Source organism: Bradyrhizobium sp. AC87j1 (assembly GCF_002936975.1).
Taxonomy (GTDB): Bacteria; Pseudomonadota; Alphaproteobacteria; order Rhizobiales; family Xanthobacteraceae; genus Bradyrhizobium; species Bradyrhizobium shewense.
Genome location: NZ_PTFE01000083.1, coordinates 16414 through 37514, shown reverse-complemented (window position 1 = coordinate 37514; position 21101 = coordinate 16414). Strand labels below are relative to the sequence as shown.

Below are 21101 nucleotides of genomic sequence, written 5' to 3'. Positions count from 1 at the left end.
GCGGCGCTGGATCATAGTGCGCTGATCGGGTACCCAGACCTCCGGAAGAAATCCGGTGGCGTACAACTTCGCGAGCACGGCGGCATCAATCGCATCCGTCTTGATCTTTGCGTGCGCGATCAACCGCACCTGCTTCGGGTTGGCGATGACAACACGGTCGACATACGGCGCCAGAACTTCGACAACGGCCGCGGCATTGCCAGTCGCCTCGACGACCACGTGATCGTCATGGGTGAGTTCCTTCCTGGCGAAAGCCTCCAAGCTGTCACGAGTCATGGGAATGCGGCCGAGCTTCGTTAGATGTCCCTCGAGCAGCGCTTTGACGGCAGCACGCCGGATCAAGCCTACCTCACCCCGCGGCCACTCCGCATGGCAGCCTAACCCCGGCAGAGGCTCCACCTATCGACGCGGAAACTCTGTTCAGACAACCGGGACTCTCTCATGGACATTCTGCGCGATGTGATCGGCCTCCTTGCTCATCCTGGCGGTGCGCAGATCCTCGTCGCTGCCCGCGCCTTCCGTCAGCCGACTCACGAATTTCCTGGGCATGAATCGCCTTGAGCATGTAGCTCACCTCGCGAATCTTATTGATGTTTCTTGCTTTCGCAAAATCGGCGGTCAGGAACTGCTGCTGCCAGCGCAGGGTACTCAAATCTCGAAGACCGCGAACATTACGTCGAATGTCAAAGTCATAGCATTCTCGTCGCAAACGCGACCTCATTTGTTGTTGGTGCGGCTCCAGGGCAAAAGGCAACTGCGATTGGCGATTGGCGATTGGCAGACAAAATCCGAGTGACCCAACAGGGCAAGAAAAACAGATCCCAGAAACGAAAGGCCGGCGCGATGGCAGGCTCCACCATCTTGTCATAGCTTGCTGCGCCTAACTAAAAGGCCGAAGCTAGGCATTCCATTATGCTGTCGAACAGCGTTCTTTGACGTAGTTGGCACGGTCTTTGATAGCTGCTGCCCACACAGAAAGGGAGACAACAATGAAGACCGATATGTCAGCCTATGGCGTAACGGAACTAACTCCTCAAGAAGCATCTGCAACTTCGGGAGGTTGGTTGTGGACGATTGTGGCAGTGTTGGCGGGCCTAGCGGCATCCATCGCCGCTGGCGGCCTCTTGCCTAAATCTTGAAGCCAAGAAAGCGAATGTGGTCCTAGCTGTCGCGGGATGCTGCCGCGCCTGTGCGTTTTGAACGGCAACTCTAGAAACGGTCTTGGTCGTATGGAGCTGAGTCAATCGAGCGCTCCTATAGCGGCACGTGTGGCTGCCAAGCTAGGCGCTGAGCGGGGCGCGTTCACTGACAGATGCAGATTGTCGCGCCTGCTCGCAATTAGGCCGCGCTGAACGAGGCAGACTGGGGAGTCTTGCGTTCTCACTCCACAGTTGGCACGATGCTTGCGTCCTCCTTTGTACGGCCGCCAGAGCGGTCGACCGGCATCACTGAAAGGAGAAAAAAATGAAGACGGATGTGTCAGCGTATGGTGTAACCGAACTATCGCCTGAAGAATCATCTTCGACCGCGGGAGGGTTTTGGCCGATTGTGGCAATAATTGCCGGAGTAGGAGCCATTATCGGTGCAGCTACAGGTGTTGGCGTGGTTATAGGTGTGCTCCGTTGAAGATGATAATTGGCGCAACCTGTCGTGCGTCATCGAGAATGGTCGTGGCGCTGCGGCGAGCTTTAAGACGCGCCGCAACGAAAGACCGCAACTGGAGGCGGGGATGTTGCCATCCCCGCTCCTCACAGACCCGGACGAGCGAACTACCCGCATCCGGTTCTTCGCGCGTAATCATCGCTCACGGGAGCGAAATATTGTTGGACGATCTTGGCTGTCGGTATCGGATGCCGCGCGAGCATGGCCCGGAAGCGAAGCCCGGCAGATTGGAGGGGCGTCCACGCAGTGCGCGCCACTGCCGGAGTGAGCATCCAATCTCACGCGAACAAGGCGGCGTCTGCTCGCGCCGCGGCAAAGCGCATCCCTGTGATTTGTTAGACCACCGCATTCTGCTCGACAACTACTACCCGCCCGGCGACTTCGAACGGCAGATCAACGCCTTCTCGAACACTACAATCAAGTTTGCTACGATGAGCTGACTCGTAAGCGCTAAGCGGAAACTCTTTCTTCGGGATCGGAATAGGTGTGCGAAGAAAACTGAACCGACCGGGTTGGCCGGAGGCTCCAACTCCTGAGAGGATGGAGCCATGACGAGCAAGATCGGCCCATCACCAAGCTCGTCGGGTTCGCCGCAACCCTGTGCCGTTGCGCAAGAGCGCCTGGCGAGGTCCGCCGCCATCAAGATCGGCCGTTATAAGCTTCTCCGCGCAGTCGAGCCGTCTTCCGGCTGCGTGAACATCGGGCGATTTCCCTTTGGCGTAAGCGCGGATCCTAACAGTCTCCAGTCGTGCACCCGAATGAGAGACCCTAGCACGGGCAGTATGCCAAGGCGAGACGCTGGACTGCGGTGAGCCAGAACTCGAGCCACGCCTCGATCAGGACGGCCGTGCAGATGCAGAGCAGCATCACGTACCGGTCAAATTCACAGTGCATGACAATAATCGGCGGCGGGATCTTCGTTCGTGCTTTGAGGTGAAATCCAAGCACACTCGAGAAAACGGCAGTTGCAAATCGCGCATAATGAAAATCTCACGTCCAGAAAACGAGCAAATTGCTATCACAACCAGCGGCAGTCCATAGGAACACGAACAACTTACGACAACGTTGTGCAACCGAAGCATATGTCTCGGCGGGCCAAGCGACCTCACCCACAGGGCGATTCTAGCGCGAAAGGTACCTTCTATCTGAGTTTACGACGGTTGAATAATGGCCCGGGCTTTGGAATGCGCTCGCTCACCGGGCGATCACGCCAAGCGTAATAGCCAGCCGGCTAGACCTCGAGCACGGCACACATCAGCCGCACCGGATAGGTGTCGCGGTGGTCCTCAATGAAGCGGAAGCTCGTGTCCGGGCTCCGGCGAAGATCGCGATCGACTTTTTCATAATGTCGCGCTCCATGCGCGGCCGTTCGTTCTCCTGGCGCAGCTGGGCGATCTCCGAGCCTGGTCCGCCGGAACTTCTCCACCCCGCGTCGCAGCACTGAGCCGCACAGGCTCAAATGAGAAAGGGATTCCGCCCATCGCTGGATGAACTTTGGGGCTCAGGTCAGTACTCTTCGGTGAATGATCGACGTTGACGTTCCATTCGACACCTCCGGGCTCAATGAGCCTACTACAGGTGTCCACTCATTCGGAGGAGGTCACAGCAAATTCTGCAACTTTAGCTGACCCCTGTTTGCGTCTGCCACAAGCGAAGGTAAGCGGCTTCACCCAGCAGATCAGTATGCCTGCCTTCAGCAACGATCCGCCCCTTGTGTAACATGACAAGCTTGTCGGCAGCACGGATGGTGCTGGGTCGGTGAGAGATGACCACGATGGTCTTGCCGGCACCACGCAAATCATCAAGGAGCTGGTGAATGGTGGCTTCGGCAACGGAGTCCAGAGAAGAGGTAGGCTCGTCAAGGATCAGGATGTCCGGATCCCGATACAGAGCTCGGGCCAACGAAAGGCGCTGCTTTTCGCCGCCAGAGAGCCGTACGCCGTTTTCGCCTAGATAGGCCTGGAAGCCTCCCGGCCAATTCTCGATCGCCTCCCGCAGCCCAGTTTGATCGCAGACCTTCATGATCCTGTCGATCTCCGGTTCGAACTCGCCGAGCGCGATGTTCTCGATCAGCGAGCTCGAGAATACGTCCGTCGACTGCGGTACCGAAGCAATAACCCTACGCAAGGATACGGTCGAGAAGTCTTTAAGGTCATAGGGACCGATCCGAATGCTGCCGCTCTCGAGGGGGTAGACGTTCTGCAGCAGCGCCGCAAGGGAGCTCTTGCCTGAGCCGCTTTCTCCCACCACGGCCGTCATTTCACCTCGACGAAAGGTGAGGTTAAGATCTTCAAAGAGCTTCGGCTGCGAGCCATGGCGGAAGGCGACGTTCTCCAGGCGGATATCACCAAGCTCGGATTTGGTGGCATCAATACCGCCGCTGCGTGCCGGCTCAAGGTCGAAAATCTCGAACAGGCGATCCGCCGCGATAAACGCGTCCTGAACGATTCTGTTGGTTTGGATTAGGTTGGCGACAGGCCGGGTGATATAGCCGAGCAGTGCGTAGCAGGAAAGTAACTCACCCGGAGTCACGGCCTGATCCATAGCAAGCGTCGCGCCGAACCACATTAGCAGGATTGTGAAGAGAGTTGAGAGAAAGGTAGAAGCATTGTCTCCGACGATCGAAATGAGGCCGGAGCTGTAGACCGATTGCAGGGTCTTGACAAAGCGAGTTTCCATCTTAAGGCAAGCGAAGCTCTCCACGCCGAAAGTCTTGACCGTGGAAACAGCTCCGAGTGATTCAACCAATTGCGCCTCCAGTTCGGCGGCATTCTCCATGATCGCGCGCTGGCGCTTCCTATTGAGTCGGTTAATGGTCCAATAGACTAAGACATATAGTGGGATGGAGATAGCCACGACCAAGGCGATCTTCCACGAGTAGATGAACATCAGGCCGAACGAGAACAGTATGACCAGCATGTTGACGAACATGGTGATCGAGACGTCGTTCAGGAAGCTCCTGATTTTCACCGCATCATTCATCCGGGAGACGATTTCTCCCATGCGCATGCTGTCGAAGAATTTTTGTGGTAGGCTTAGGATGTGATTGTAGTAGCCGAGGATCAAGCAGACATCGATCTTCTGACCTGTTTGCAGGACTAACCGGTTTCTGAGCAGGTTGATTACGATCTGCGGCACCAGGATCAGCAGCATCACGACGCTCATGAGATTGAGCAAATTGCGGTTGCCCCCAGTGATCACGTGGTCGACGATCTTCTGGACGTAAATGGCCGTCGACAGCCCCAGGAGGGTGGTTACCAGTGCGCCGACGAGAGCCTGCGTTAGCGCCGCTTTGTGCGATGCAAGCAGCCGGGCGAAGCGGAGAAGAGGTGAGGTGGTCTCATCGCAGCGCTTGAAGGTGTCGGCCGGAACCAGGAGCACCAGGACGCCAGTCCATTGCCTCTTGAATTCTTCATGCGATAGCTTGCGGATTTCGCCGTACGCGGGGTCCATGACGGTGACCCACCTCGTGTCGATCGCCTGGATCACTACGAAGTGGTGCAAGACATCCTTGATGATCACATGCGCGATGGCCGGCTTGGGGATTTTGTACAAGCTGTCGAAGCCGCCCTTGACGCCCTTGGCAATGAACCCCAGCTGATGAGCCGCTAGCAGAAGACCCGACACGGTGGTGCCCGATTGGTCAGTCGACGCATACTGGCGAATGCGCGACAATGGCAACTTGTAACCGTAGAAGGCTCCAACGGAAGCGAGGCTGGCAGCCCCACAATCCGTGATGTCGCGCTGCTTGACTTTGATGATTTGACCCAACATGGCGGCTCACCGGCTTCTTGGAATGGATAATTAACGAGCCGCCAGGACCGGGTTGAGCCAATCGTCAATCTCATTGTAGAGAAGTTGCAGCAGAGTGCGCTCCGCCACGAGAAAACGGGCTCTCACCGTCATGCCTTTCTTCAGATGACCAATGATGCCATTTGTGAGCTCGAGGTAACTGCGAGAAAGCGCGCAGCGAACCTTGAAGACCGGGCTCTTCTCCTGCAGGGTAAAGTCCTGCGCGACGTCTAGCACTGTCGCGTCAATCATCCCCCATTGATTGTAGTTGAAAGCATCGACCTGGAGCCTCACCGCCTGGCCAGGCTGCACGAAGCCGATGTCTTTGGGCGAAACGTAGATATCCGCCACCAGTTCGCCGTCGGGCGAGACCCAACCGACAGTTTGCCCCGCCTGGACGTAGCTGCCTGGGGTGACGCCGTTGAATTGCTCGAGTGCGCCGGACACGGGAGCGCGAATCCGGGTCAAGTCGCGTTCGTTCTCAAGTTGGTGCAAGCTGGCGGTGAGTTCCTGAAGGCGGAGGTTTGTATCGAAGAGCTGCTGATTCCATTCGGCGGATTTGCTCCGGACGAGGATCTCGCCCTTCACCTCGAGGCTCTGCAACGCGAAAGCCTTTTCTTCAACCGCCTTGGTGGGCGCTGCAGCAACCGCGACGAGTCGCCGAGCGCGCTCGAGTTCTGCCGCGGCGTTGCTGCGGGCATATTGGTTCTCCCGCAACAGGTTGAGAAAATGCAGGCGCTCGGCCGTGGCGAACTCCGTGCGGAGGCGGACTGGGGCGTCGGACTGTGCGCCGGAAGAGATCAGGGCCTGGAGGTCGCTGGCACGATCGCGCTTCAGACGGATTTCGCCTGTAAGCGCACCGATCTTTTCCTTAATGACCACATCGTCGAGAGCTAGGATCTCTCGTCCTTGTGCAACGAGATCGTTCTCGACGGCAAGAACACGAGAAATCCGTCCGGAGACGGGTGCTATCAGAGGAGTTTTCTCGATTGTGGGACGAATGGTACCGGCACTTTGAGCAGACAGCGTCACGGTGATGACTGGCAGCGACACAAACGTCGCAACGACAGACAACACAATTATCTTGTAGATCGCCAAAGATCGTCCTGATTCTCGCGATAGGATGCTCTCTGCAGTGTAGCAGACCGTCTCCGGAGGCAGCATTACACCAGCCATAGCAGCCCTGTCACGGATTTACGACGATTGGCAGTGCCAAACGACTAATCAGGATTGAGCGACGCACGGGGAAGGTGCGCCGGCTATTGTCCTTCATACCTAAGGGCAGCCAACTAACGTACCGACCTTCATTGTTATCTCCTTGTCAGATGTGGAACACTCGCTGGTGCTGCTCGGCCAATTTCGTCGACTACCCGAAGAGAGAGGTGTGGAGCGATCATGCGATTGCTCCACAACAAATCCAGAGCAGCCGTTTTGTATTCGATTTGCATTCGATCCTGCCACTCAGCTGAGAGCCCCCGCACGCCGGCGAAGTCTTATCGTTGCGCCCGCGACAGAGCCGTTGAACGGAATTTCTCAAACGTTCAACCGCGGCGCGCCCAAAGACCTTTCGTCCGGCACGGAACTTTCGCGGAGCGGCATGAAGAAGAGCCTGCCTGGCGCCGCAGGCAGGCTGCAGGCACTTTTGCAATTACGGGCTAGGCTCCTCAGGGCAAGGAATTGGAATGATGCTGTAACCACCGCCCTCGATGGGACGGACCTCCCAACCGCAACCGCACCCCGTCGGAGCGATACCTTCCCCTCCCGCATTTGCCCATGCTTCTTCAGGAGTCAGTTCCGGAAGCTGACATATTGCTTCTCATGCTTTTTCCTTTTCAATAGCCGTGAGTGTGGTCGGCCAGCAACTGCTGCCGACCCCGTAGCAATTTCAAGTCTCGTGCCAACTGCTCAGGAACGGCAGAAAACGCTCTTCTTGCTTTTCTGATGCTAAACAGCAAATGTGCGGCAGACCGCCCGAACATCATTGTGGTTACAAATGCGACAAATCGAACAGGGCGAACACGGCATGCTTCAGGAAACCTTCGAGCTCGCGATCCGCCAGCTCACGTCGCTACCACCGCCCAACCTGGGCAAATCCAACAGCCGGGGCGAACTCAGGACTTGATAACACTTGGGGGCAAAAGGCCATGCCCCCCCTCTGCGTCACGAGGAATTGCCCCTTCTTGGATAGCTGAGGAGAGAGCGAATGAACGAGGAACGAATCACGGAAGGCTCCTCGTGGATTGATCCACGGGGGGCAGATGATGAAGACGCCGGATGACGTGGCGGAGGTGTTGCGCCTGAGGGCGTGCGGGTGGCTCTGAAGCGGATTGCGCGGCAGCTGGGCTGCCGCCATCACTCGGTGAAAAACTTCGTGGCGGCGGGCGAGGTGAAACGTTCAAGTCGCGTGAACGCCCCGAAACGACTCCATGGCCTTGAGGGTTGGCTGCGCGAGAGGTTCATTCGGCATCGCGGCAATGCGGTTGTCGCCGCGGCCCCACTAGGCCGCTTTCGGCATCATCAAAGAAGCAGCCGGGCGAGCTGAGCGATCAAATCGAAATCGCGTGGCAGGCTTGGGCAAAGAACGGCGCAGAGTGCGACGCGTCGGGCGAATAGAAGCGATTGTTCGCGTCGGTTTGCATACGTCCAGAGTGTGTTTCAGCTGCATGGCGTTGATGGGAACGAGCAGCCGGTTTTTCGGCTTAAATTGAGCCGCGGGCTGGTTTTGAAGTCTTCAAGCGCTTGCCGCGTGCGCTTGTGGCTCTGGAGGCCTGCGGGCATCGCATTGTTAGGCGTGGGAATTGCAATCAAACCGGCATGAAGTGGCGATGATCCCCATCGCAATATATTTGCGTTCGGCAAGCCGGCCGAAACTGCGTAAGAACTTTGTGCCCATCAAAAGTCCCGAGCAAGGGCGCACAAATGTTGGAGCGTGTGCGCAACCAGTTCATCGGCAGGCGGACCCGGTTTGCCAATTCAATCCGCGGCTACGCCGCCTGAATACGGCTTTGCCGCGCCTAAGGGGCTTTCGCGGTTGCTGATCGACATTCAGGCCGACGCAAAGTCTCCGACTTTACAAAGGAGCTGGTGGACGCTCTGGCAGCAGAACTGGCGCGCGTCGAGGACCAGATCGCAAAGGTCGGCAAGTAGCTCATGCAACTCCGCCGGAGTAACGAGATGAGTGAACGGCTGCCGGCTATCCCGGGCGTCGGTTCGATCAGTGCGAGCTGCTGTCGATCAAGGTCGTGGATGCACGCGGGTTCAAGTCGGCAAGAAACTTTGCGGCCTGGCTCGGCCTGAAACTAAAGAACCGCTCGACGGCCGGAAAGAACAGGCTTGGCCTGATTACACGCGCCGGCGACAGCATCAAGAAGTGGCTCGAGCGGAAGACGAATTGGCGACGGCGAGGGAAAGCCGACATCGGAATGCGCGTCGGCACAACGAAAAGGAACTGCTGGATACGCGCCGCGACATGAATGTCCAGCAGACGTCGTTGGCACGAAGAGACCGCCGCGCTTTTCACATACGCTCCGGCAAAAAAAGGCCTGTTTGGCGCCTCTATCGCCACTCCGCTGCGCGGCACGCGATTTGAATTCTCTACGTTGCGGCAGCGGCAGCTGACGCCTTGTAGGAAAGGAAACAACTATGGATATCTCAGATTATGGCGTAACCGAACTGACTTTCGAAGATGCGTGCGCCGCTGTCGGCGGTCAGCCTTGGTGTGTTTGGAACCCGGATGAGCAGAAATGGTTCTGCCATCCCCTGAGCTCTCACGAGGAGCTTTTGTAAAGGCATTTTGTAGCCGGTCCGCGGCGCAGCCACGGACCGGCTTACCCCAGAACTCCTTTCGCTTGTCCGTAAGGACGCAGCCCTTTCGCGCTAACTGCTTCGCTCGGACCAAGTCCCTCCTTCTGCAGCAGGACACAAGGTTGGCGGCTGGCGATGGTCAAGATAAGCGTGAGATCGTGAGCTCGCGCCTTCTAGCTGAGCGCACTCCGCTGCGGGTGTTCGCCGTCAGGGCCTGTGAGACAAATAGGTGGATTTTGCGGAGGAAGGATTTCTGGTTCATCGTAGCCACCAGGAGCGAAGATGAAACAGAACTCCGAGACATTCGGCGCCAGACCTGCCGGCAGTATTCGGCGGAAGAGAAGATCCGCATCGTGCTGGAAGGACTGCGCGGCGAGGAGAACATCTCCGAGCTTTGTCGCCGAGAAGGCATTGCCGCCTCGATGTATTACGGCTGGTCCAAGGAGTTTCTCGAGGCCGGCAAGCGCCGCCTGGCCGGCGACACGGCACGAGCTGCGACCTCCGGCGAGGTGAAGGACCTCCGCCGGGAGGCCGGCGCCTTGAAGGAGGCCGTCGCCGATCTGACCCTGGAGAACCGTCTGCTCAAAAAAGTATGAACGGAGATGGGGAGGACGAGGTATGAGGTATCCCGCCTCAGAGAAGGCCGAGATCATCCATTTGGTCGAGCAATCGCACCTTCCGGCCAAGCGCACGCTGGACAAGCTCGGGATCCCGCGCGCCACATTCTATCGCTGGTATGATCGTTACCGCGAGGGCGGCATCGCCGCTCTGGCCGATCATCGGTCTCGACCAGAGCGGGTCTGGAACCGCATCCCGGACGATGGGCGGGGCCAGATTATCGACCTGGCGCTGGAATTACCTGAGCTGTAGCGACGTGAGCTGGCCGTGCGATTCACCGGCGAACGGAATTACTTTTTCTCCAAAGCGTCGGTCTATCGCTTGCTTAAGGCGCATCGCATGACCTCATTACCAGCCCGGCCTATGTGGTGATCAAGGCCGCTAACGAGTTCAGGACAAGACGACGGGCGTCAACCAGCTCTGGCAGACCGACTTCACCTACCATCGGTGGCGTCCGACGCATCGTCATTCTAGGCCCCGTTCCCGTTTGGCCCGGCGGCTTGCCGAATGCTGTCAATCGGCTTGCAAATTTGACCCCTCGTATTGCCGCATTTGCGAATGTTGCCCTGATGGCGCCATTGCCGATGACGATCCGATGTCGATTAATCTGTCGCGCCAGATGGCTTTCCCGGCTTGCTCGACAAGAGGGGCTGTGGGCGGGTCGGGCCCTACATAGCCCGAGCCGTCCACAGCCCCGGGCAATGGGGCAGCGGTCGTGGCGTCGTCGAGCGGGCCCTGGGCGACCAACCGTTCGGCAACCCTCCGTCTGAGCGCCCTCAGCAGACGTTGCACAATCGAATGCTGTCTCTTTCCGAACTCCTTGGGGTATTTCTCGCGCAGTCGGCTGACAATTGCGAACGCCGTCAGTTGCGGCTGCTCTGCGAGCCAGGCTTCGATCGCGGCAAGGTGCGGGTCGAGCTTGGACGGCATGCGAACTCTGACCCCGTGATTTACGATAAGCTGGTGGCCGACACTTACAAGGTTGAGCTGAAGGGTAAAAAGCTCGTGCTCAACGCCAAAATACCGCGCATCGTCAAACGGTATGAAGAAGCTTTCAACGCGCTGGGTCTTGAATTTTACAAGACCCGGCCAGCCCGCGAATTCATGTCGCTCATTGGTGCTGACCCGGCAAAAGTGCTGACTGCAGATAGCACAAAGCGGTTCCAAGCTATCATCAAAGAACTATCGGCGCGCTACGAGAAGATGAAGAACGTTGCATCTTTCAGGTGACGCTTGCCCGCCCCTCTCCGCAGCGAACTCGCAGACGTCCAGCTCCATATCGAGAACAAGGAATTGGATGTGGCGCGGGGCGCTCTCGACAATGGCATTCGTAAACTCAAACGCATTGCTGGCGAGCTGGACTAAACTACGTTGGGCAAGATTCGGGGCAAACGTGAAACGCTGGGTTCAAGGATCGATCTTGGGCGGCACTCTGATTGTCGTCTCAGGGCTAGTGTTGGCAAGCGCCGTTGCATGGGGACCTCATTCCTGCGGCTTAGTCTACATTAAGGTCATCGGCTGCGCGATTGGCAGCTATGAGAATCATCTGGCGGCCTGTTAGGAGCCTATGCTGCGATCTTCGCCGGATGGTTGGCTTGGAGCGCCGTACAGCTTCAAATTTCCGCCGAGGAACAAAGAGCTACAGCCGATCGCAAAGAGATCGAGAGATTGCTGCAGGATGATGTCGACTATCGAGCCGATCGGCTTGCTGCCGCAGTCCGAAGGCGTGGTCCTTGGGCTTCAAAATCGAAGTTCGCGCGGGTTTGAATCCAGATTTTTCACCGGATTCGGTCTAGCTAATTCCCCGGTCGAGGCTCGCATCTTTGTGTGCCGCCTGCCCCTCACCTCACAGCGCCCGCGGCGGTTCTGCATCACCAACGGTGTGCCACGCGATTTCAGCGTCCATGGCGTCAACCACGATTACGACCGTACCCGCATCACGGTCGCAATTGGGATCGCCACCGATATCCCGCGCAACACTGGCGCCGTACTGGCCCGCGAGATCGGCCGAGCCGAACATCTCACCCTCGTCGTCCGGCCGAAGGAGACCGTTGTGGATGATCGGGAAATAATAGCGCTGCTTAGGAGAGCCCTCCACCGCTGCGATCATGCGCTCATATCGAACCGGGGCCTACCTGTCTGAAGTGACAGGGATCGCTATGCAACGACACCCGCAGCACCGTCCCACTCAATCTTAGCGATATACCTCTCGCACTTTAGCTAACCACCGGACAATTACGGAGAGCGAAGCTGCTTTCTTTCTGGTGGACAGCCCTTGGTTGCGATAGTAACTTAGTCGTTTTTAGGACGTGAGATTTTCTTATGCGCGATTGGCAACTGCCGTTTTCTCGCGTGTGCTCGGACTGCACCTCAAAGCGCGAACGAGAATCCTACCGCCGCTGCACGGAGTATGGGGCAGATTTGCAACGCGCTGCGGTTTTGAGCGGTGCGTGATGCTGCTCTACATTTTCACGGTCATAATGATCGAGTCGTGGCTCGACTTCTGGCTCACGGCAACCCACCGTGTCACCCCGGCATGCTGCCCGCGCCGGGGCACCTCATTCGGGGACACGACTGGGGACTGACTTGGAGTCCTGGCAGCCCTGTCGGTCGTGATTGAAGCAAGACAGCCTGCCAGCCTTTCGTCAGCTATCGCGAGCGCACCTAGTGCCTTTATGACTAACCCGCACACCGCAAGCAGCGCGGGCGCGACTCGGCGTCGACAATGCGAGCGACGCTGTCCCTGCCACACCCGCGCCGCCGGGTGAGGCAGCGCGCTGTCCTTGCCGCGCGCCACTAACTTCGGTGGCCAGCCCGTCCTCGAAGACTGAGGCTGGCCACCTTTGCTCCCCAAGAGGATGAAATTCTCAAGTTGCGAGCAATTTGTATCGTGAGACCTGCCGGAGAGCACCCTACCAGCATTGATGGGTAGCCGCATCCCCGCGTGCCTGTCATATTAAAACTCCCGGCCTGCAGCTGTTCGAGCTGGCTCCGCTCATAGGAGTAACCGCCGTGCCCAGGACCGAAGTGGTGGCGGCAATCCAAGCATTCACGGACTACGTCCGTAGGACAAGCCATACACCGGCAGAAGACACGTACGGCCCACAGCGAACTGAAGAACAGCTGGCCGATTGGCGATCCCGGGTTGAAGTTATCTGCTCAAAAATGGACGCGGTGGCGGATTGCCCGCTTTCGACCTTATCCGAATTCGAGGCGCTCAGACGCGAGATGGGGACAGATTTTCCCGCAACGCCACCCGGTTTACTTAACCGTGTAGCGGACGCATTTTTACACCGTGGTTCGGCGGATGCCCGACCCTCAATCAGGACGGAGCCGGATGATGCCTAGCACATTCTCGCTGCACAAGATCGACGAAGCGATACGCGACCTCGAAGAAAAAGTTGCTCACGGTGCAGAAATCAGCCGCGAGGAGCTCGCGAGCGGCATTCTGCGGATTACGAAGCGTCTTCGAGATGAACTCGAAGCGGCGGTCACGGTAATCGATAGCCTCAAGGATCACACCGGACTCACGGTGGCAGCCGCGCGACCTAAACAGCGGGAACGTTAGCGGCCACGTGACTTGACGCTTTGAAGTGGACCGATAAAGTGCCTTCCCTGCCACTCGCTAGTGACTTCTACGCAGCCAGCCTCAGCGACGAAAGAAGCTGGCGGGGATACATCATCGCGACGAATGCCCTAGCGCAACTACCAGGATAGGGCGGTGACTTGGCGATCAGTCCCGGATCGTAGGCAGCACGGGCGCGGCGCGCTGGCGAAAGTCTCACAGGCATCCCACCCGAACCGGCTGGTACACCGCGACGCTCATTGGAACGAGGGCACGAAATCACCATCGGCCCCTTTGGCCACGTGCCCACGGCAGTAACCAGCATTATTGAGGATTGGATTGAGGGCGTCATCATCTTAACCGACAACGATGAGAACCTGGAGGAGATTGCCGCGCTCTTCACTAGGGCAACGGGCCGACCTGTATGGCGCAACCTGACCGAAATCCCGCGGTGACAGTGGGGCGCGCGCCACTACGTCTTGGCTGACGCGCGGAATTTTCAGCATTCTCCGCGGCCACAGCTAAGGATCGAGATAACTCACGTGCCTGCCCCGCCGTCACCTGGAGGTGAACGCCGACGACGCTCGCGATGGCAATGGAGATTTCATCATCTATCTGCTCAACTATGATGGCAGCCGACTTGTCGATCTCGATCTCGGCAATACGTCCAATGATAACATCCTGTTCATTCGCCATCACGACACGGCCTCCATTTGTGGTCAGGTTCGGCTGGAGGTGGAGCGGCGGGACCCTATCCGTAGAATCGAATCAAAAGGCGGATAGCAAAGAACGCCCCCGCAGCTACCACTGCCGTCATGGCTATCGCGAAAGCTATTCTAGCGGCTTGGATGGTGATCTCTTGGCGTTAATTCGAGGGGGGCGATCTTGGTGGGCAGATTCACATGCTTCCTCCCCTTACGAGTTACGGTCGCGATGAGGCATTATCGCCGAAGGCGAACTGCGACGCACCTACCAGGATGGTGGGGTATTATGAAGATTTACCGGCCTTGCTGTGGGAATACCATCCGCTCAATCCTGCCTTTTGACATACTGAAGGAACACACCGGCAGGACAATTTGCCTTACACAATCGTCTTTACACAACGCCTCCGCCCCAGCCACTGACAGTCCTTTCTGCGGCGAGCGGCCACAGGCCTACCATGGTCTTTTGCACCATTGCCGCCATCTCCACCGTTGAGGCCAGCAGTGCCATTCAAGGCCCGGAAAGCTACGGGTCCAACCGCGAAATCGCGATCGGCCACAAACGGTAGTCGTCCGGAATTCCCTCAACCTGAGGATCGCTCTACAGAATTTATCGCGATGGTTGTTGAGTTTTCGGAATAATGTGGGAAGCGCCAACAAGAATAACGGAGAATGAGGGACATGAGCCTGGAGCGCCAGCACCGAGAGCTAAAGGATTTGCAAGAAAAGGTCCGTCAACGGGAAGGGAAGAATTGGTCCCGGCGGTCCCTCGAAAGGCAGTCGGTGTGGCGAGAGGTTCTTCTCTCAATTCCGGGACACATCACCTCCGAGCCATGCCTGGTGCGTGATCTATCCAGTAGAGGCGCTGGCATTCAGCTTAACGGACTCACGCTTCTGCCGACGGAGTTTTCGCTTTCTTTCGATGGGTTTCGCACCACCTCTCCTTGTCGCCTCATCTGGCGACAGCGAGACTTCATCGGGGTGGCGTTCCAAAACACGGACCGTTATTCAGCCCTCGTGTAGCCAAATACGAAGCCTGTTTTGCGGTAGTAGCGCCTTGCGTCAGCTTCCCGCACCGGGAAAATGAGTAGTTGCTAAATCGCGTAAATTGAGATGAAGACGGCCCCTGGCTGGAGGCAAAGCCCCAGAGGCCGGCTATGCCAAAGATTATTCGTGAACAGCTCGAAGAAGTGGAGCGAGATATCACGCTTTACAATGAATTCGCCGAGGCTGAGAAAGCTCGCTTCAAACTTGAGTGTTTCCTTTGGACCGCGGAAGAACGCATCGAATGGCAGGAGACGCAGCGTTCGATTGCCGAGTACCTCACGGAGCTCCACGACAAGCGCATGGCCTTGCTTGACGAGCTTGAAGAATGACTTAGTGCTTCGCCGCCGTATGCATACGATGAAGGCGCCAGATTAGCACATGCACGTTAGAGTCGGGCTTGCTAAAATACCTCCCGGCCCAGGGCGCCCTCACAACATCCGCCCCGTCCTAGCCCGCTTGACAGTCGCCACAACGCGGCCGGGCAGCTCAGCCTCAAGCTGAGCAAGCTGCGCCTGTACCCGGGCCACCCCTCCCTGTCGGCGCCACGAGCGTCAATGCTGATGGTCACGGGTGCAGTGACGCCACCACCCATCGATTGCCAACTCTTGGGGGCTAAAGAACGCGGTCTGCCGTCCGAATTGGATATCAGACGCGACCTTCGCTTTAGCCAGAGCCCCGGCAGCTTCTCCAGCGTCTTGCGCGAGATCTTGGATTTGGTCCGCACCTTGTCGGTAAGGGGGATGCCGAGCCGTATGGCCGCCGCGGGCTGCCCATGACCGGCGAGAACAATGCCGTCATCCGCCACAAGGATCGGCGGTCGTCCGATCGCCGCCGCGATCTGCTGGATTTGCTCGGGCGAATGGCGCCGGTAATTGTGTTCGCAGGGCCGTAAACCGCCAACCGGCCATGTTTCCACGGTCGGGTTGACCGTCTGGGTTACCGCTTGAAGGCGAATTCGAGCACCAATGACAGGCTCTCGCGCCCGGTTCTACGCGCGCGCGATGGGACGTATCAGCATCGTCGATCTGTTCGTCTTCCCTATTGATGATCGACGGCCCCGCGCCTCCAGCTCGTCTTCTGCGTTCATTTTGGCAATGTCTTTCGGGTCGGCTCAAATGCTTCCTGGTCTTTCGGGCCCTCAAACCAAGAGCCGGGTGCATACGTGGCGATAAGCTTGGCAAAGAACGATTGTGGCTCCCAATCTTGCCCTTCGCGCTTCTCGAAAATGATGACTCCGTCGCGGGTGAAATAACTAGGCCCGGGAACATTGCAGTCGACCGAAAGCTCGACGCGCCACAGCCCGCCCTTCGCCGTTTGCTGCTCATCTATCATCGGCGAGTAATGCACTCCAACCGGCTCGTCGATAGAACAGCGGCCACGCCGCAGAAGATCGCCTAACTTGCCCTGCGCGGTGGTTACGAAGTTGAAGTTGGCGGGACTATGCAGAAAGTGACGGTTCACGCCGCTTTCGTCGTTTGTCACTTCGTCCGCAATGAGCGAGAGTGCGAACGCCTGCCAGCCTAGTTCCATCGGCTTTGCATACGGCGCCACAATTTTCATTGTGCCATCGGGCGCCACCTCCCACGTGACCGTGTACTCTTCCTTTGTTTGATCGGCCCGATGTTTAGCCCACGATAAGATAACTGGCTCGCCCGAGTCGGTCTTTTGACCAACCTCCCATCCCCTGGGGATGAAGTGTGCTACCTTCGAGACCTTGGAAAAGATTTGCTCCGCTGTCTCACCATCCTGCGCTCGCCAGGTTGATTTGACCTTGTCGATAAGCGGATTGTCGCTCGTACGAACACCATCGCTCTTACCGGCCAGCCCACCCGGCAAAATGAACCATACGCCAAGGCCGACACAGAGGCCAAGACCGAGGCAAAACCAAAGCACGCGCCTATCGATCATTTTCGCTTCCCCGAGCAGGTGGTTCCTATATCCGTTGTTGTTCGGGGTCGGCGGCGACTTATGGAGCATGGCGACAATTCCTACGAGACCGGGTCGGGATTCAGTTCGGGAGTGGAGTCCGGAGGGAATAGCGCGCCGTCGGCCCTATTTCACGCGTGGCCGATTGTTTAACTTACCGCAGGCGATGGACGTGTTTCAAACGATCCAATATCTTTGAGCCTTCGCTGAACGATTTCGACCAAGATTGCTCCGCAAAATCCAGGTGGCACTTCAGAAGCTCAGACGGGGTTTTCGACTCGGCAAGAGTTTTCGGAAAAGTAGCCTGGTCGTGCAGAGAGGAAGCAGCCAATTTTAACGTGTCATTCAGTGACGCGGCGAAGAAGCTCCTTGTCGCCTCGATTGATTTTTGCCATTCCGGAAACGTAAATGAAAGGCGCGATGCAGCTGCGGCCTTTTCTCCAAGATGATCAGTCGCGCCACCTGTTCCAGGGGGGCTCGGCCAGTTCGGGCCACGTGCTCGCCGTTCGCGTTTCTCGTCTTCGTGTATAGTCGCGGTCATCCGATATCTCCCGGAAAGGATTTCTGCGTGCTGAGTGGCTCGCTGCTCAGTTTCAATCAGCAGCTTCCCAGGGTAGCAGCACCTTCAACATGTCATACCTGCCTTATCTGGTAGCGCTCGCTCGCGAGGGAGAAGCAGACATTCCTTAAGCCTCAGTCCTCAAGGAACAATGTGAAGTTCGCTAACGATTCTGGAAGCAGTTGAAGGCCAGGCCATTTCTCGCGCATATACCGACGCGTCGGACCGCCTCCCAGCGCGACCGGCTACCAGATTCACACATCGCTCTGGTCTTGGCGGTGGGGCATCATGAGGTTGGTGCCACGTTTCATGGCCTGCGCGCAATCCGTTCTTGGGTCGCGCAAGCCGCGCCGACATGAAGCGTATTTCGAGCTGTGCGATGCGCCGCCTGCGCCCGGACTTGGCGGGCAACTCCAGTTCCGCCCGCCCCATCGCAGGGAGTGCATCGGCTCGTGCAAACAGCGCATGGCCATCGGCAAGCGCACGGTCATGCGCCGCACGCACCAGCAAATCAACGCGTTCGGGACGCAACGCAAACGCTTCAAAGATATCGCTCTCGCGATCGGCAATCACCGTGATTGAAGCCGCGCCGGCGCACACCGACGCAGCCTGGTCAGCAACCACCGGAAGCTCTCTTTCTCTTCAATCGGTACGGATCTTGGCGGGGCTCTACGTTGCCCTGTGAGCGGGCGTGGTCCATGCCATTAACTCGTAAGGCGCGGCGGCCTTGCCTTTGCCAATGCACTCCACCTCCGGGGCATGAAAGGAATAGAGCTTCCAACCGCGCTGGCGCTGCTGTTGCGAGCGGATTTGGGTGGCGAACGCCTCCTCCAACGCTTGCTGCCTCTCGATCTTGCGGCGGATGTCTCGGATGATCCGGCCGAGCCGGGAGCGCAGGATGCGCAACTGCCGCTGATGCCGATTGAACTGTTTGGCATGGGCATAGCGCCCTGCCATCATCGCCGCGGCCTTGGCCACGCGACAATAGGATTGCCGCAGCCTGACGCCGCGTCTTCTCGCCAGGCGGTTGAGCCCCTTGATGGCCGCATGCAGCAGCTTGGCATCGGTCGGGAAGGTGATGGCCTTCGGCTGCACCGTGGTGTCGACAGTGACCCGCTTGAGGTCCTGGCTGCACAACGCGCCGGCCTCGTGCGCCACCCGCAGGCTCTCGGCCAGCAGCAGCTCCAGCTTGTCGCCGAGCCGCTTGCACCAATGGCTCAGGTCCGAGCGCGCGTGCAGGAAGGCGTGCTGGAAGAACTCTTCGCCGGTGAAGAACTGGAAATACGGGTCGTGGGGCGAGCAGAACCAGCTCGTGCTTCATGTTGATGATCTGGTCCAGCCTGCCCGGAACAGATCGCCCGACCGGCAAGATTGATTGGGACTGGATCGACGTGGCGGCTCGTCCGTACTGATCGGCATACTAGAGAGGATTTGCCAAGGGCGTGAAGAGCGGCTAAGCGACTGATGTGGGATCGCATTCTTCGTTGTGGCCTGTTTTCGGATTGCATGGTTTTGATGCTTCGGGCATCGGAACCCTGCAATTTCATTTTTCAAGATTCCGTCGAGTCACCAGTCATGATTCCGTCCTCGCATCGGAGGACGACCTCATAGCGGCCCTTCGCCAACTCAAACTCGCTATCGGTCCAGCCGGTGGCGATGCGACCGAGGAGCCCAAAGCGACGGGGACCCAGCGTTCGCACACTCCCTCATCGGACAACCCGTAAATGTGCTTGAGCAACAACAGCCCGATCATGAAGCGGGTCTCGATCCCAGGCCGGCCGTTTTCGCTGTAGAGCGGTGCGATCTCGCCGCCAGCCGAGTGACCGAGGTCACCACAACCACCGTCCCAGCGGGACATGGCCAGCACCGCGGATCACAGGAGCTTGCAAGTAAGGTCAGGCGGCTTCGGCTGACCCCAGTCGTTCCGATGCTGGGTCGAAGACCGCGTGGAGTGTCGCGCGCAATGGCACTTGCGCGGACCAGGCTCCCACGAGGGTGGGATCAGGTTCCAGTTCTTCAAGGGTCCATTCCGGCATCGTCTGGCCGTCGAGCGACGCCAGTCGAGGGACCTGGGCGCGGGACCACTCGATCTCGCAACGGTGTGGGCTGATGGACAGGCCCGCGCCGGAGGCCTTCAGCACGGCCTCCTTGCAGGTCCACGTTCGCAGCAGCGATGAGCGTCGCACGCAAGGCGACTGCGCGCGCCAACGCGCATGTTCCGATGGGCTGTGCGCCGCGATGGCCATGGAGCCGATGTCGCCATGGCGATCGATGGGTTCGATGTCGACCCCCACCTCCCCGCCGCGCGCAACGCCTATTAAGCATCGGCTTCCGCCGTGCGAAAGGCTGAAGTGGATCGGCAGCGTGGAGCGCGGCAAGACCGCATGGGGCTTGCCGAAGGGGCCGGTGGCGAAGACCAAGTCGGCGGCCCTGACGTGGACGTAGGCTTGCAATACCTGCCGCAAGGCGGCATGTGCGACGATGTAACGCCCGCGGCGTTCATCTCCCCTGTGCCAGGCCGCGATCATGCGCTCAGCATCGGAAAGCACCGGAAGCAGCCGGCCGGCGTCGCAGACACGATCGAGCTCGACCAGCCAAAGGTGCACATCGCCGAGCGCAAGTGCAGGCGCGACATCGGCAGGTTGGAGGGTGGTCCACATTGTGCGCTGTCGCTAGTGAGAGGTCGCGTGCAGCACAGGCCTGAGCGTCGACACAACCAAATCGACCAGTTTCGGCAACGACGCGCGTAAGTAGAAGTGGCCACCGGGAAACAGCGCGGGCTTGGGTGCGTGCAGGTGGCTTGCCCATCGCTCGAGAAGCTCGGGTCTCACAACGGGATCGTCCTCGCCGCCCAGCAGGGTCATCGGGCAAGCAAGGCACACAGGAGGTTCGGGACGATAGGTCTCCAGAACCTCGAAGTCCGCACGCATCGGCTCGATCAACACGCTCATCATCTCCCGGTCATTGGCCACCGCCTCGGGTAGTCCGCCGTAGCGGACGATTCGGGCGGTGAAGTCAAAGTCGGTCAGCTGAGCCGATCGAACCGCGCCCGGCGAGGCATGCATCGGAACCCACGACGAGACGAAGAGGTGCGAGGGCTTGCGGCGAAGCTGCCGCGTCAGCTCGAAAGCGACCGCGGCACCGAAGCTGTGTCCGAACAGCGCGAGCGGACGGTGAAGGCAAGGCGTCATGGCTTCGAGCAGCTCCGCGGTGAGCGCCTGCATGCTGCGGCAGGCCGTCTCGGCGATCCGTTCCTCCCGCCCGGGCAGTTGTACCGGAAGCACATCTATCTCACGCGGCATGAGCCGGCGCCATCCTGCGAACGCGGAGGCGCCCCCCCCGGCGTGATGGAAGCAGAAGAGCGACAAGCGTCCCGCTTCGGACGCGCCTCCCAGCGGAAACCAGGATTCTGAAGGCGACCTCATGC

18 protein-coding genes and 3 pseudogenes are annotated in these 21101 nt (G+C 58.6%); 9 read left to right on the top strand and 12 right to left on the bottom strand.

All coding sequences use genetic code 11. The features are described 5' to 3' along the window. The coding region (locus CV770_RS31465; RefSeq protein ID WP_146101384.1) for an IS110 family transposase at positions 1-342 on the bottom strand (342 nt) is incomplete at its 3' end. Positions 343-989: 647 nt separating this feature from the next. Here CV770_RS31465 and CV770_RS42230 point away from each other — a divergent pair. After that, positions 990-1139, top strand: coding sequence for a hypothetical protein (locus tag CV770_RS42230; protein WP_155258805.1), 150 nt, complete (start codon positions 990-992; stop codon positions 1137-1139). A gap of 684 nt (positions 1140-1823) precedes the next feature. After that, positions 1824-2102, top strand: coding sequence for a hypothetical protein (locus tag CV770_RS41815; RefSeq protein WP_146101382.1), 279 nt, complete (start codon positions 1824-1826; stop codon positions 2100-2102). Between the two features lie 1180 nt (positions 2103-3282). On the opposite strand, the gene CV770_RS31445 is transcribed toward CV770_RS41815, so the two are convergent. Together CV770_RS31445 and CV770_RS31440 are read right to left on the bottom strand one after the other, a co-directional pair. Continuing rightward, positions 3283-5436, bottom strand: coding sequence for a peptidase domain-containing ABC transporter (locus CV770_RS31445; RefSeq protein ID WP_104465118.1), 2154 nt, complete (start codon positions 5434-5436; stop codon positions 3283-3285). 30 nt (positions 5437-5466) lie between these two features. Beyond that, a complete protein-coding gene (locus CV770_RS31440) occupies positions 5467-6552 on the bottom strand; it encodes an HlyD family secretion protein (protein ID WP_104465123.1) in 1086 nt (361 codons plus the stop codon). A gap of 2144 nt (positions 6553-8696) precedes the next feature. Between CV770_RS31440 and CV770_RS44325 the strand changes: the two genes are divergently transcribed. After that, complete coding sequence (locus CV770_RS44325; RefSeq protein ID WP_161500042.1) at positions 8697-8927, top strand: transposase; 231 nt, start codon at positions 8697-8699, stop codon at positions 8925-8927. Between the two features lie 591 nt (positions 8928-9518). Next, positions 9519-10318, top strand: a pseudogene (locus CV770_RS31430) (helix-turn-helix domain-containing protein); the annotation flags it as partial. A 71-nt stretch (positions 10319-10389) separates the two neighbouring features. Here the strand turns inward: CV770_RS31430 and CV770_RS44320 are convergent. Then, entirely contained in the window at positions 10390-10728 is a 339-nt protein-coding gene (locus CV770_RS44320) for a hypothetical protein (protein WP_502693628.1), read from the bottom strand. On the opposite strand from CV770_RS44320, the gene CV770_RS31425 reads away from it, so the two are divergent. Further along, a complete protein-coding gene (locus CV770_RS31425) occupies positions 10675-11106 on the top strand; it encodes a hypothetical protein (RefSeq protein WP_104465116.1) in 432 nt (143 codons plus the stop codon). The two genes, CV770_RS44320 and CV770_RS31425, sit on opposite strands and share 54 nt — an antisense overlap. Before the next feature lie 616 nt (positions 11107-11722). On the opposite strand, the gene CV770_RS31420 is transcribed toward CV770_RS31425, so the two are convergent. Then, the gene (locus CV770_RS31420; RefSeq protein WP_104465115.1) at positions 11723-11986 is read right to left on the bottom strand and encodes a DUF6894 family protein; all 264 of its coding nucleotides are present in this window, start codon (positions 11984-11986) and stop codon (positions 11723-11725) included. Between the two features lie 1227 nt (positions 11987-13213). Here CV770_RS31420 and CV770_RS31410 point away from each other — a divergent pair. After that, on the top strand, positions 13214-13444 hold the full coding sequence (locus tag CV770_RS31410) for a hypothetical protein (protein WP_104465113.1): 231 nt from the start codon (positions 13214-13216) through the stop codon (positions 13442-13444). 399 nt (positions 13445-13843) lie between these two features. Here CV770_RS31410 and CV770_RS31405 read toward each other — a convergent pair whose 3' ends face one another. Beyond that, positions 13844-14137, bottom strand: coding sequence for a hypothetical protein (locus CV770_RS31405; protein WP_245453907.1), 294 nt, complete (start codon positions 14135-14137; stop codon positions 13844-13846). A gap of 677 nt (positions 14138-14814) precedes the next feature. On the opposite strand from CV770_RS31405, the gene CV770_RS44315 reads away from it, so the two are divergent. After that, positions 14815-15165, top strand: a complete 351-nt coding sequence (locus tag CV770_RS44315; RefSeq protein ID WP_502693627.1) for a PilZ domain-containing protein — start codon at positions 14815-14817, stop codon at positions 15163-15165. Between the two features lie 134 nt (positions 15166-15299). Further along, entirely contained in the window at positions 15300-15518 is a 219-nt protein-coding gene (locus CV770_RS31400; RefSeq protein WP_104465112.1) for a hypothetical protein, read from the top strand. Between the two features lie 754 nt (positions 15519-16272). Here CV770_RS31400 and CV770_RS31395 read toward each other — a convergent pair. Together CV770_RS31395 and CV770_RS31390 are read right to left on the bottom strand one after the other, a co-directional pair. Then, positions 16273-17097, bottom strand: coding sequence for a nodulate formation efficiency C protein (locus CV770_RS31395; RefSeq protein WP_245453906.1), 825 nt, complete (start codon positions 17095-17097; stop codon positions 16273-16275). Between the two features lie 172 nt (positions 17098-17269). After that, positions 17270-17656 (bottom strand): hypothetical protein, encoded by a 387-nt coding sequence (locus CV770_RS31390; protein WP_104465111.1) that lies wholly within the window; start codon positions 17654-17656, stop codon positions 17270-17272. 306 nt (positions 17657-17962) lie between these two features. On the opposite strand from CV770_RS31390, the gene CV770_RS41810 reads away from it, so the two are divergent. Further along, a complete protein-coding gene (locus CV770_RS41810) occupies positions 17963-18256 on the top strand; it encodes a hypothetical protein (protein ID WP_146101381.1) in 294 nt (97 codons plus the stop codon). A gap of 126 nt (positions 18257-18382) precedes the next feature. Here the strand turns inward: CV770_RS41810 and CV770_RS31385 are convergent. The 4 genes and pseudogenes from CV770_RS31385 to CV770_RS31370 all read right to left on the bottom strand — a co-directional run. After that, positions 18383-19093 (bottom strand): annotated as a pseudogene (locus CV770_RS31385) (transposase family protein); the annotation flags it as partial. A 265-nt stretch (positions 19094-19358) separates the two neighbouring features. Further along, positions 19359-19484: pseudogene (locus CV770_RS31380) on the bottom strand (transposase); the annotation flags it as partial. 85 nt (positions 19485-19569) lie between these two features. Beyond that, positions 19570-20334: a 4'-phosphopantetheinyl transferase family protein gene (locus CV770_RS31375; RefSeq protein WP_104465110.1), complete on the bottom strand. Its 765-nt coding sequence runs from the start codon at positions 20332-20334 to the stop codon at positions 19570-19572. A gap of 12 nt (positions 20335-20346) precedes the next feature. Further along, positions 20347-21099 (bottom strand): thioesterase II family protein, encoded by a 753-nt coding sequence (locus CV770_RS31370; RefSeq protein ID WP_104465109.1) that lies wholly within the window; start codon positions 21097-21099, stop codon positions 20347-20349. Positions 21100-21101 lie beyond the last annotated feature (2 nt).

What these genes read in the sequence shown, in the direction of transcription:
- CV770_RS42230 (WP_155258805.1), top strand. Translation starts at nt 990, where the DNA reads ATGAAGACCGATATGTCAGCCTATGGCGTAACGGAACTAACTCCTCAA.
- CV770_RS31445 (WP_104465118.1), bottom strand. Translation starts at nt 5,436, where the DNA reads ATGTTGGGTCAAATCATCAAAGTCAAGCAGCGCGACATCACGGATTGT.
- CV770_RS31425 (WP_104465116.1), top strand. Translation starts at nt 10,675, where the DNA reads ATGCTGTCTCTTTCCGAACTCCTTGGGGTATTTCTCGCGCAGTCGGCT.
- CV770_RS31420 (WP_104465115.1), bottom strand. Translation starts at nt 11,986, where the DNA reads ATGATCGCAGCGGTGGAGGGCTCTCCTAAGCAGCGCTATTATTTCCCG.
- CV770_RS31410 (WP_104465113.1), top strand. Translation starts at nt 13,214, where the DNA reads ATGATGCCTAGCACATTCTCGCTGCACAAGATCGACGAAGCGATACGC.
- CV770_RS31405 (WP_245453907.1), bottom strand. Translation starts at nt 14,137, where the DNA reads ATGGCGAATGAACAGGATGTTATCATTGGACGTATTGCCGAGATCGAG.
- CV770_RS44315 (WP_502693627.1), top strand. Translation starts at nt 14,815, where the DNA reads ATGAGGGACATGAGCCTGGAGCGCCAGCACCGAGAGCTAAAGGATTTG.
- CV770_RS31400 (WP_104465112.1), top strand. Translation starts at nt 15,300, where the DNA reads ATGCCAAAGATTATTCGTGAACAGCTCGAAGAAGTGGAGCGAGATATC.
- CV770_RS31395 (WP_245453906.1), bottom strand. Translation starts at nt 17,097, where the DNA reads ATGATCGATAGGCGCGTGCTTTGGTTTTGCCTCGGTCTTGGCCTCTGT.
- CV770_RS31390 (WP_104465111.1), bottom strand. Translation starts at nt 17,656, where the DNA reads ATGACCGCGACTATACACGAAGACGAGAAACGCGAACGGCGAGCACGT.
- CV770_RS41810 (WP_146101381.1), top strand. Translation starts at nt 17,963, where the DNA reads ATGAGGTTGGTGCCACGTTTCATGGCCTGCGCGCAATCCGTTCTTGGG.
- CV770_RS31375 (WP_104465110.1), bottom strand. Translation starts at nt 20,334, where the DNA reads ATGTGGACCACCCTCCAACCTGCCGATGTCGCGCCTGCACTTGCGCTC.
- CV770_RS31370 (WP_104465109.1), bottom strand. Translation starts at nt 21,099, where the DNA reads ATGAGGTCGCCTTCAGAATCCTGGTTTCCGCTGGGAGGCGCGTCCGAA.